Below are 9,305 nucleotides of genomic sequence, written 5' to 3'. Positions count from 1 at the left end.
GCGGCGATCGTGGCCCGCGTCGCGATGGCGATCGCCGTCGCGAAGGCGGCGGTGGCGACCGTGGTCCGCGCCGTGAAGGCGGCGATCGCGGTCCGCGTCGCGAGCGCGGCGACGGCGGCAACGATGACGGCCCCGCGCCGGCGTTCGCCCCGGCCTTCCTCAAGGGTAGCGACGACTAAGCCCAGACTCTGTGCTGTTGACGTTGACCTGTCGTCACTCCGGCTTTGAGCCGGGGCCCCGCTGTTTGCCAACGCCGAGGAAGAAGCGGGACCCCGGCTCAAGGCCGGGGTGACGTTTCAGCTTGAACAGGGCAGCTTCTAAGCTGCGTCGCCGGTGTGCTCGGCCTGCTTCTTGGCGAAGACGCGCACCGGTTCCTTGCGGCCGTCGACGACATCCTTGTCGATCACGATCTCGTCGACGCCATCCATCGAGGGCAGATCGAACATCGTATCGAGCAGCATGCCTTCGAGGATCGAGCGCAGGCCGCGCGCGCCGGTCTTGCGCTGGATCGCTTTCTTGGCGACCGCGGACAAGGCCTCGTCGGTGAAGCTGAGGCTGACGCCCTCCATCTCGAACAATTTCTGATATTGCTTGACCAGCGCGTTCTTCGGCTCGCCGAGGATCTTGACCAGCGCCGGCTCGTCGAGATCTTCGAGCGTCGCGATCACGGGCAGGCGGCCGACGAATTCGGGGATCAGCCCGAACTTGAGCAGATCCTCAGGCTCGCACTGGCGCAGCACCTCGCCGGTGCGGCGCTCGTCGGGCGCGGCGACGAACGCGCCGAAGCCGATCGACTTGCCCTGCAACCGATCGCCGATGATCTTTTCCAGCCCCGCGAACGCGCCGCCGCAGATGAACAGAATGTTGGTCGTATCGACCTGGAGGAATTCCTGCTGCGGGTGCTTGCGCCCGCCCTGCGGCGGCACCGATGCGGTGGTGCCCTCCATCAGCTTGAGCAGAGCCTGCTGGACGCCCTCGCCCGAAACGTCGCGGGTGATCGAGGGATTGTCCGCCTTGCGGCTGATCTTGTCGATCTCGTCGATATAGACGATGCCGCGCTGCGCGCGCTCGACATTGTAATCCGACGCCTGGAGCAGCTTGAGGATGATGTTCTCGACATCCTCGCCGACATAGCCCGCCTCGGTCAGCGTCGTCGCATCGGCCATCGTGAAGGGCACGTCGAACGTCTTGGCGAGCGTCTGCGCGAGCAGGGTCTTGCCGCAGCCGGTGGGGCCGACGAGCAGGATGTTCGACTTGGCGAGCTCGACCTCGGCGCCCTTGGCGCCGTGCGCGAGCCGCTTGTAATGATTGTGGACCGCCACCGAGAGCACGCGCTTGGCGCGCTTCTGGCCGATGACATAATCATCGAGCACGCTGCAGATTTCCTGCGGGCTCGGCACGCCGCCGTCCTTGCGGCTGACCAGCGTCGCCTTGGTCTCTTCGCGGATGATGTCGTTGCACAGCTCGACGCATTCGTCGCAGATGAACACGGTCGGCCCCGCGATGAGCTTGCGCACCTCATGCTGGCTCTTGCCGCAAAACGAGCAATAAAGCGTGCTCTTGGAATCTCCGCCGCTAAGCTTGGTCATATCGTTCCTAATCCTCGGCCGCCCGAGTCGGGCGGCATGGTAGCCGCCCGCCTTGCGTGGCGGCAAACACTATGTGGCGGAACCCCTTGCCAGCCGGTTTACCGCCGTCGGGGATATGTGATCGCCCGCGCGGCGAAACAAGCGCCCGCAGCCACCGATGCCGAACCTCTTCGCCCCGCGCACAGCTTGTAAACCGGGAGACCGGTGTCTAGCACGCCGAAGCCAAAGTTCGCGCGGGGAGCACGATCCGGCAGCGGGGCGCGCGATCGAGACGATGACGGCGAAGGGCGATCGCGGCGGCGGGGGGCAGCGCTACGTTGCGCTCGATAGCTTGCGCGGCATCGCGGCCTGCCTGGTGGTGATCTTCCATATGCCGAGCGACGGGCGGATGTGGGGGACCGCCTTCGTCCAGCACGGCTTCCTCGCGGTGACCTTCTTCTTCGTGCTCAGCGGCTTCGTGATCGGCGCGACCTATGGCGAGCGGCTGGGGACGGGCTTTCCCGTGCGCCGCTTCATGCTGCTGCGGCTGGGGCGCATCTATCCGCTCCACCTGTTCGCGATCGCGGTGATCTTCGCGTGGGAGATCCTGCGGCTGATCACCGGCTGGCCCGCGTTTCGCGAGGGCGCGGCCTTCACCGGCAACACCGATCTCGGCCAGCTTCCCTACAATATTCTGCTGCTCCAGAAATTCGCGCCCTATGTCAACTGGAACCGGCCGAGCTGGAGCATCGGGATCGAATGGTGGACCTATCTGATCTTCGCGGTGACGATCGCGGGCCTAGGCTTCCGCCGCAAGCTCTACCCTACGGCGGCGCTGCTGATCGTGCCGGCGATCATCGCCCGACTGCTCCGCATCGATCCGGAAAGCGGCGTCGGCGCGACGATCGATTGCATGATGAATTTCGGGCTGGGGCTGATCGTCTATCAGCTCCACACGGCCTTTCGCGGTGGGCGGCATGATGCGCGGCTCGGCCGTGGCGTCGCGACGGTGCTGGAGGCGGCGACGATGATTCTGGCGGTCTGGCTGGTCTCCGCTTTCGGCGGCCGCCTGTCGCCCGCGATCGCACCGGCGTTCGCGCTGGTGGTGGCGGTGTTCAGCCTCGAGCGCGGGCTGGTCAGCCGCCTGCTCGTCGTCCGCCCGATGCTGTTGCTCGGCGAGCTTTCCTACTCGATCTACATGATCCACCAGTTCATTCTCGACCGCGGCTTCGATCTGCTCGGCCTGGCGGCGTCCGGCGGTTCGCCGCTGCCCCGGCCGCATATGGAGGGGCGGATCGTGCTCACGGGCGATCCCGTGGCCTGCGACCTCTACATCCTGGCGATGCTGCTGATCGTGATCGCGCTATCCTGGTTCAGCTACCGCGTGATCGAAACGCCCGCGCGGCTCTGGTCGCGCCGGCTCGTCAATCATGGCCGCAGCGCCAAGGTCACGCCGCCCGATCCGACCGCCGCTTTCTAGCGTCTGTCCCGTTGCCTCCGACGCTGAAGAAGAAGCGGGACCCCGGCTCAAGGCCGGGGTGACGTTCAGCTTGAACAGGACAGCCTCTGGAGTCGGCCGCGACCGGCATGCAGAGCGAGGCGATCCTCCCCTGCCAGGGGAGGAACATAATCATCCGCAACTTCCTCGAATTCGATTTCAGACCCGCTTCGGTGGGGCGGCCCGTCAGGCGGCCTGTGCGACGTCCTCGGTCGGCGCGGGGCGCTTGTCGAACACCTCGTCGATGATGCCGAAGGCTTTGGCCTCGTCGGCCTCGAGGAACTTGTCGCGGTCCATCGCATGCTCGATCTCCTCGATCGGCTTGCCGGTATATCTGGCGTAGAGCGAATTGAGCGAATGCCGCATGCGCAGGATTTCGCGCGCCTGGATCTCGATGTCCGCCGCCATGCCCTGCGCGCCGCCCGAAGGCTGGTGGATCATGATCCGGCTGTTGGTCAGCGCGACGCGCATCCCCGGCTCGCCCGCCGCGAGCAGGAAGCTGCCCATCGACGCGGCCTGGCCGATGCACACCGTGCCGACGCGGGGGCGGATATATTGCATGGTGTCGTGGATCGCGAGCCCGGCGGTTACGACGCCGCCCGGGCTGTTGATGTACATGAAGATATCCTTCTTGGGATTTTCGCTTTCGAGGAACAGGAGCTGCGCCGTGATCAGCGAGGCCATATGATCCTCGACCTGCCCCGTCACAAACACGATCCGCTCGCGCAGCAGGCGCGAATAGATGTCGAAGCTGCGCTCGCCGCGGTTGGATTGTTCGATGACGATGGGGACGAGGCCCGCGGTGATGTCGGCGTGGTCGGGGATCATGCTGTCTTCCTGTGGCTGATGGGAGCGGAGATCGCGCTTCGCGCGGTCATGTTCAAGAGGGGGGTCAGAAGCTCGGCACCTCGCGCTCTGCGACGAAGGTGCCCGGGCGCGGCGCGGGGCCGAGGATCAGGCGGCGCGACCAGCGCTGGCCAGGGCGCTCGATGAAGCGGTAGGTCAGCGCGGCGACGCCGATCGTCAGCGCGAGCATCGCGATCGACATGATGTCGCCGAACAAGGCGCCGCCGCCGATATGGTTGACGCCATTGTCGCGCGCGACGAGCGTCACGCGGCTGTGCAGCCGCCGCTCGAGCAGCGAGAGCAGGTTGACGATTCGATATTCGAGGAAGGCGTGCACCATGTAGATCGAATAAGAGAGCGTGCCCGCGAGCAGGAACGGGCGGAGCAGCAGCAGGCGGCTGACCATCCCGCGCTGCTGCGCGAAGACGAGCACGACCAGGAAGAAGACGGGCGGCACCAGCAGCGAAAGCGGTATCGGGCCGCTCAGCCGAACGATCTCCACCGTCGCGGCGATCGCGACGATCTCGATCGCCGTCGCCGCCGCGACGGACGGTTTTCCGTAGCGCGCGACCGCTTCCTGGACGCGATAGGCGACCACGCCGAGCCCGAAACCGTAGAGGCAGCGCGCGAAGGCGCCGTCGTGAAAGACATCGAGATAGAGGCCGTCGCGCAGCGCTAGGAAGGCGCAGCATCCCGCCGCCAGCACCAGGGCCGCCGGCACGATCAGGCGGCCGAGCCAGCGGAAGCCGATCGCGAACACGAGATAGGTCCACATCTCGACCGCGATGCTCCAGCTCGGCCCGTTCCAGGGCAGGCGATCGGGGCCGGTGAAGGTCTGGAGCAGCAGCGCCTCGGCGATCCAGCGATCGAAGCCGAACTCACCGGCGAAGGGCTTGCGATCGGCGCCGTGCGGCATCGCGAGCGCGAAGAAGATCTCGAAGCCCAGGAAGACGAGCAGCATCGTCGCGTGCAGCGGATAGATGCGCCCCAGCCGCAGCCCCATGAATTTGGCGATGGAGAAGCCGTTGGCGATGCGGTCGCGATAGCTGGCGGCGATGACGAAGCCGCTCAATACGAAGAAAAAGTCGACGAACAGGAAGGCGTTCTCGACCAGCGCGGATCGGCTGATGACGCCGTTAGTCTTGAAATGCAGCAGCACGATCATGCAGGCGCAGACGCCGCGCAGGCTATCGAGCGCCTCGAAGCGATGCGGCTGATTGTGCGGCCGGGAAACGGCGGTCAAGCGGGGCGCTCGTCGTCCGTCTCGCCGATCCGGGTGCGGATCACGTAGATGGGGCGATGCTTGGCCTCGACGAGAATGCGGCCGACATATTCGCCGAGAATGCCGAGCGACAGCAACTGCACGCCGCCGAGGAACAGCACCGCGACCATCATCGAGGCATAGCCCGCGACGTCGATCCCGAAGAGGATCGTGCGCGCGATCAGATAGATGGCGTAGGCGATGGCGACGATGGCGATCACCGCCCCCATATAGCTCCATACGCGCAGCGGCACCGTCGAGGCCGAAGTGATGCCGTCGACCGCCAGCTTCCACAGCCGGACATAGTTGAACTTGGTCGATCCCACCGCGCGTTCGGCGCGATCATAGTCCACCGCGGTCTGGCGAAAGCCGCCCCAGGCGAACAGGCCCTTCATGAAACGGTTGCGCTCGGGCATCTGCTTGATGACGTCGACGACGCGGCGATCGAGCAGGCGGAAATCGCCGGCATGTTCGGGGATCTTGTCGTCCGAGAGCCAGTTGTGCGCGCGATAATAGAGATCGGCGGTGAGCCGCTTGGGCAGCGAATCGCTCAGCCGGTTGCGGCGCACGCCATAGACGACATCATAGCCTTCGCGCCATTTGGCGACCATCTCGCCCAGCACCTCGGGCGGATCCTGGAGATCGACGTCGAGCGGCACCACCGCATCGCCCAGCGCATGATCGATCCCCGCCGAAAGCGCCGCCTCCTTGCCGAAATTGCGCGACAGCGAGAGGCCGCGGATGCGCGGATCGCGCTGATTGGCGGCGATGATCTCGGCGAGCGTGCGATCCGCGCTGCCATCGTCGATGAACAGGATTTCCCAGGCGAATGCCGTGCCCTGTGCGCCGGCGATGCCATCGAGGATCGGTAGGACGCGCGCGAAGAAGGGCGCGATCGCATCCTCCTCATCCTTGACGGGGATGATCAGTGAGAGCGTCGGTGCGGTCATGCCGCACCCCCTATGAGACGGGCGCGGCAGCGTACCAGCACCGCGACGGCGGCGATCAGCGGGATCAGCCAGACGATCCGCGCCTGATAGCGGCTCTGCGGCTCGGACACCGCGCCGCCGAAGAGGGCGTGGGCCAGCATGGCGCCGGCGAGCAGCGCGATCCCCAGCCCGAGCAGGCGGCGGTCCTCCATGGGCAGGCGCCCGAGCATCGCGACGCGATTGACCATTGCCGGCCACATCAGGAGCAGGATGCAGGCGAGCGACGCCCCCAGCGCCAGCCATCGATCCTTCGGCGAACGCGCCCGGCCTGAAGAAATCACCGCCTCCCTTGGCCGCGCCCCCGCCGGCCCGACCGGTCTAGCGCCGGGCGACCGAGCGTCAAGCCGAGCGCGCGTCTCCGCCCAGCGCGGGCAGCCCGAGATACGCCAGGCGCCGAACCTCGCGCCGGCCCCGCACCACCGTATCGAGGATGAGGCCGGTGAAGAAGCAGAGCACGCCGACGATGACGAGACCGGTCGCCAGCACCGCGGTCGGCAGCCGGGGGACGAGGCCGGTCCGGACGAAGGTGACGATCAGCGGCGCGACGAGCAGGATCGCCAGCGCGGTGAGGAAGCCGCCGATCGAGCCGAAGAACAATACGGGGCGCTCGACGCGGAACAGCGTCATGATCGTGTTGAGGATGCGCCAGCCGTCGCGATAGGTCGAAAGCTTGGACGCCGATCCCTCGCGCCGCGCCGCGTAGCGCGTGACGATCTCGGCGACGGGCATGCGCAGTTCGAGCGCGTGGACGCTGATCTCGGTCTCGATCTCGAAGCCCGTCGATAGGATCGGGAAGCTCTTGACGAAGCGACGCGAGAAGATGCGATAGCCCGAAAGGATGTCGCTGAAGGTGCGCCCGAAGATCCGCGCGAGAATGCCGGTCAACAGCGCGTTGCCGAGGCGATGCCCGCGCCGATAGGCCGCCTCCACCTCGCTCGCGCGCGCGCCGACCACCATGTCGAGTTGCTCGTCGATCAGCCGCGCGACCATCGCGGGCGCGGCGGCGGCGTCGTAGGTCGCGTCGCCGTCGGCCATCACATAGATGTCCGCCTCGACATCGGCGAACATGCGGCGGACGACGCGGCCCTTGCCCTGCAACGGCTCGTGCCGGACGATCGCGCCCGCCGCTTGCGCGACCTCTATGGTGCGGTCGGTGCTGTTATTGTCGTAGACGTAGATCGCCGCTTGCGGAAGCGCCGCGCGGAAATCGCGCACCGTCGCCGCGACCGCCGCCTCCTCGTTGTAGCAGGGCAGGATGACGGCGATGCGAGGGGATTGGGTCATTAGGCTTCTTCCGTCACCCCGGACCTGTTCCGGAGTCCACATTTCTATCGCTCAAGACGCCCGATGTGGAGTGGATGCCGGAACATGTCCGGCATGACGGTCGTGGCGTGCAGGAGCGGGCCTAGCCCTCGGCCTTGGGCTTGGCGGCGCGTTTCACCTTGGGCTTGGCTTCGGCGGCAGGCGTCCCCTCGGCAAGCTCGGGTGCTTCCTCGGCGGCAATCTTCTTGGTCGACGCCTTTTTCCTGGGAGCAGGGGATGCCTCCTCCACGACGTCGCCGGCGGGCGCATCCTCCGTCCCGGCGGCGGCCTTCTTCGCCTTGGCGGGCTTGGCCTCGTGGGCATGATCGTGATGGTCATGATCGCAATCGGGACCGTGGACGTGCGGCTTGGGCCCGTCGCCCTCGATCTCCTCGATCGCGGCTTCGAGTTCGGCGCGCGTCGCCGGGCGGTCCGAAACCTCGGCCTTGTCGAACAGGAAATCGACGACCTTGTCCTCGTACAACGGCGCGCGGAGCTGCGCGGCGGCGATCGGATCCTGCTGGATATAGTCCATGAAGCGCTGGCGATCCTCGGGACGATATTGTTGCGCCGCCTGCGCCGCGAGCCGCTGCATCTCCTGATCGGAAATCTGGACGCCGTTCTGCTGGCCGATTTCCGACAGCAGCAGGCCCAGGCGCACGCGGCGCTCGGCGATCTTGCGATAATCGCCGCGGTCGGCCTCCAGCTCGGCGCGCGCCGCCTCGGGATCTTCCTCGTGCGTCACCTCATGCTCGAGCTGGCGCCAGATCTGCTCGAACTCCGCCTCGACCATCGACGGCGGCACCTCGAAATCGTGCGCGTCGGCGAGTTGATCGAGCAATTTGCGCTTCATGTGCGTGCGCGTGAGGCCGTTGAGCTCCTGCTCGACCTGTCCCTTGAACAAAGCGCGCAGCTTTTCGAGGCTCTCCAGCCCCAGCGTCTTGGCGAAATCGTCATCGACCGTCGCGTCCCTGGCGGTCTTCACCTCCTTGACGGTGACATCGAAGGTCGCGTCCTTGCCCGCCAGCGACTTCTCGCCATAATCCTTGGGGAAAGTGACGTGGAGCGTGCGGCTTTCGCCGACCTTGGCGCCTTCGAGCTGCGCCTCGAAGCCGGGAATCAACTGTCCCGCGCCGAGCTCCACCGCCATGTCGGTGCCGGTGCCGCCCGCGAAGGGGACGCCCGCGACCTTGCCCTCGAAATCGACGACCACGGTATCGCCCTCGATCGCCGGATGCCCCTCGGCGGCGGCTTCCCAGCTCTTCTGCTGGGCGGCGAAGCGCGCGAGCTGCGCCTCGACCTCATCCTCGGGCGCCTCGACCGTCAGCCGTTCGAGCTTGAGCGCGTCGATCGACGGCGTCGGCACCTGCGGCAGCACTTCGAGCGCGACCTTGACCTCGACGTCCTTGCCGGGGGCATATTCCTCGTCGAGCGCGACCTCGGGCTGCATCGCCGGGCGAAGGCCCTGCTCGGCCATCAGCGTCTGCACGCCTTCCTGAACCGCTGTGTTGAGCGCCTCGCGCTCCATCGCGGGGCCGTGCATCTTCTTGATCAGGTTGGCGGGCACCTTGCCGGGACGGAAGCCCGGCATGCGGATCTGCGGGGCGGCCTTCGCCACCTCGGCATCGACCTTGCTGGTGATGTCCTTGGCAGGAATGGTCAAAGTATAGGCGCGCTTCAGGCCCTCGTTCAGCGTCTCGACAGTCTGCATGATCTCGTTTCTCGGCGGAATGGAAAGGCTTGAGCCCGAGCGCCGGCGACGGACTGGTGCGGGCGAAGGGACTCGAACCCCCACATCTTGCGATGGCAGGACCTAAACCTGCTGCGTCTACCAGTTCCGC

8 protein-coding genes are annotated in these 9,305 nt (G+C 66.5%); 1 reads left to right on the top strand and 7 read right to left on the bottom strand.

All coding sequences use genetic code 11. The features are described 5' to 3' along the window. Positions 1–317: 317 nt before the first annotated feature. Positions 318–1,589 (bottom strand): ATP-dependent Clp protease ATP-binding subunit ClpX, encoded by a 1,272-nt coding sequence (gene clpX, locus HUU94_RS02610; RefSeq protein ID WP_174273567.1) that lies wholly within the window; start codon positions 1,587–1,589, stop codon positions 318–320. Between the two features lie 274 nt (positions 1,590–1,863). On the opposite strand from clpX, the gene HUU94_RS02605 reads away from it, so the two are divergent. Further along, positions 1,864–3,048, top strand: coding sequence for an acyltransferase family protein (locus HUU94_RS02605; protein ID WP_174273566.1), 1,185 nt, complete (start codon positions 1,864–1,866; stop codon positions 3,046–3,048). 204 nt (positions 3,049–3,252) lie between these two features. On the opposite strand, the gene HUU94_RS02600 is transcribed toward HUU94_RS02605, so the two are convergent. From HUU94_RS02600 to tig, 6 genes are all read right to left on the bottom strand, one after another. Next, on the bottom strand, positions 3,253–3,894 hold the full coding sequence (locus tag HUU94_RS02600) for an ATP-dependent Clp protease proteolytic subunit (RefSeq protein ID WP_174273565.1): 642 nt from the start codon (positions 3,892–3,894) through the stop codon (positions 3,253–3,255). A gap of 64 nt (positions 3,895–3,958) precedes the next feature. Continuing rightward, complete coding sequence (locus HUU94_RS02595; RefSeq protein WP_254601895.1) at positions 3,959–5,155, bottom strand: acyltransferase family protein; 1,197 nt, start codon at positions 5,153–5,155, stop codon at positions 3,959–3,961. Then, a complete protein-coding gene (locus tag HUU94_RS02590) occupies positions 5,152–6,123 on the bottom strand; it encodes a glycosyltransferase family 2 protein (RefSeq protein ID WP_174273564.1) in 972 nt (323 codons plus the stop codon). Before HUU94_RS02590 ends, HUU94_RS02595 begins: the two co-directional genes overlap by 4 nt. Further along, a complete protein-coding gene (locus HUU94_RS02585; protein WP_174273563.1) occupies positions 6,120–6,443 on the bottom strand; it encodes a hypothetical protein in 324 nt (107 codons plus the stop codon). The genes HUU94_RS02590 and HUU94_RS02585 overlap by 4 nt, the downstream gene beginning before the upstream one ends. 58 nt (positions 6,444–6,501) lie before the next feature. Then, the gene (locus HUU94_RS02580) at positions 6,502–7,446 is read right to left on the bottom strand and encodes a glycosyltransferase family 2 protein (RefSeq protein WP_174273562.1); all 945 of its coding nucleotides are present in this window, start codon (positions 7,444–7,446) and stop codon (positions 6,502–6,504) included. 121 nt (positions 7,447–7,567) lie between these two features. Then, entirely contained in the window at positions 7,568–9,175 is a 1,608-nt protein-coding gene (tig, locus tag HUU94_RS02575) for a trigger factor (protein WP_174273561.1), read from the bottom strand. Positions 9,176–9,305 lie beyond the last annotated feature (130 nt).

Source organism: Sphingomonas bacterium (assembly GCF_903644055.1).
GTDB lineage: Bacteria > Pseudomonadota > Alphaproteobacteria > Sphingomonadales > Sphingomonadaceae > Sphingomonas_I.
This window is presented reverse-complemented; position numbering and strand designations above follow the sequence as displayed.

Coding starts and splice junctions, on each gene's coding strand:
- clpX (WP_174273567.1), bottom strand. CDS start 1,589: ATGACCAAGCTTAGCGGCGGAGATTCCAAGAGCACGCTTTATTGCTCG.
- HUU94_RS02605 (WP_174273566.1), top strand. CDS start 1,864: ATGACGGCGAAGGGCGATCGCGGCGGCGGGGGGCAGCGCTACGTTGCG.
- HUU94_RS02600 (WP_174273565.1), bottom strand. CDS start 3,894: ATGATCCCCGACCACGCCGACATCACCGCGGGCCTCGTCCCCATCGTC.
- HUU94_RS02590 (WP_174273564.1), bottom strand. CDS start 6,123: ATGACCGCACCGACGCTCTCACTGATCATCCCCGTCAAGGATGAGGAG.
- HUU94_RS02580 (WP_174273562.1), bottom strand. CDS start 7,446: ATGACCCAATCCCCTCGCATCGCCGTCATCCTGCCCTGCTACAACGAG.
- tig (WP_174273561.1), bottom strand. CDS start 9,175: ATGCAGACTGTCGAGACGCTGAACGAGGGCCTGAAGCGCGCCTATACT.